The sequence below is a fragment of the Spirosoma knui genome, assembly GCF_054780635.1.
On the sequence record NZ_BAAGVY010000034.1, the window covers coordinates 1 to 1,276 of the forward strand.

Here is a 1,276-nt window from a genome sequence, read left to right on the forward strand (position 1 = left end):
CGATTTCTATGATTTAAACAAAGGGGAAAGAAAAGTTTTCGTCATAATTGCGGTCTTCCCGAACACAGGCGAAAATGCGCAAGACAATCTTGTTGCGGACATTATTAAGAACCAACATTTTATTCTTGCCTTCAGTCACTTTTCGTTCGTAATAGGCTTTCAGTTGCGCACAATGTTGTACCGCTGACATGGCGCCCATATGAAGCAACGATTTCACTTTCTTGTTGGCTCGGTGACTTAACTGAGAACGACCTTTACGTTGACCAGAACTGCGCTCAAAGGGAACAACGCCAGCGTAGCAGGCAAACTTTTTAGGATCACTAATCGCTTTGAACTCATTAGTGGTGACGATGATCTCAGCGGCTGTAGTCTGGCTAATACCGACCACGGAGGTGACTCGCTCGAAAAGTCGGCTTAGTTCAGGGTCTTGCTTGGCCAATTCTGCAATTGATTTGTCGACTGATTTAAGATCAACTTTGAGCGATTTTAAAGAGGCTGCACAGGCTTGCTGATTAGCTTTTCGATCAGCCTTGTCAATAAAGCCCTCCGAATCGGTTAAGGGGGTCTGCAATATTTTAATCACTTTTACTAGGCGAGCTCGTTGGGCTGTTAACCGATCTAGTTGGGCAATGACAGGGCGCAGTGGCGTCCATAAACGAACTTCATCGCGGTTTTTGTAGGCAAACAAAGCAATTCGTTTAGCATCGATCTGATCGGTTTTTCCCCGAGTGAGTCCTACACTTTCCTGGATATGGACTGCCCGCTCAATCCAGATGGAGGCTGAGTGCTGGTGGAGAGTTTTTAGCAATGGGTTGTTATAGATGCCCGTAAATTCCAGACAAAACAGACACTGCCCAAGAGTTGCTTTGGTTTGCTGGCGCAAGAGTTTAAGGAAAGCAGTAATACCTTTCTGATCATTGCTGACCTGCTGATGAAATAAGATCTGGTTGGTCTTAGCCACGGCGAAATCCAAGGTTGCTTTGGACACATCAACGCCAATGAAATAATCGAATTGCATAACTTTACAGAGTAAGATTAAACGAGTTGGCCAACATTAGACACCTTCAATACCTTGCTCATGGGCCGCGAACCCGCATTTCTATCTGAAGTCACTGTCTAAAAGTCCCGGCAGGATCTTGAATCGATCCATAGGTTTTGCCTTGCCGAAGCGTTAAGGTAGTCCTGCCGGGGTTGGTCGCTCACATTCTGTGAGTATCTCTAAGTTACACGACGCATCTTAGAATCGTACAACGGCCTAAATCTAAAGGCCGAAGCG

Annotated in this window: 1 protein-coding gene; it reads right to left on the bottom strand. The window is 45.7% G+C overall.

Annotation, left to right across the window (positions count from 1 at the left end; translation table 11 throughout):
* Positions 1 to 13: 13 nt before the first annotated feature.
* Positions 14 to 1,018, bottom strand: coding sequence for an IS110 family RNA-guided transposase (locus tag ACYVIY_RS28595; protein WP_460980090.1), 1,005 nt, complete (start codon positions 1,016 to 1,018; stop codon positions 14 to 16).
* Positions 1,019 to 1,276 lie beyond the last annotated feature (258 nt).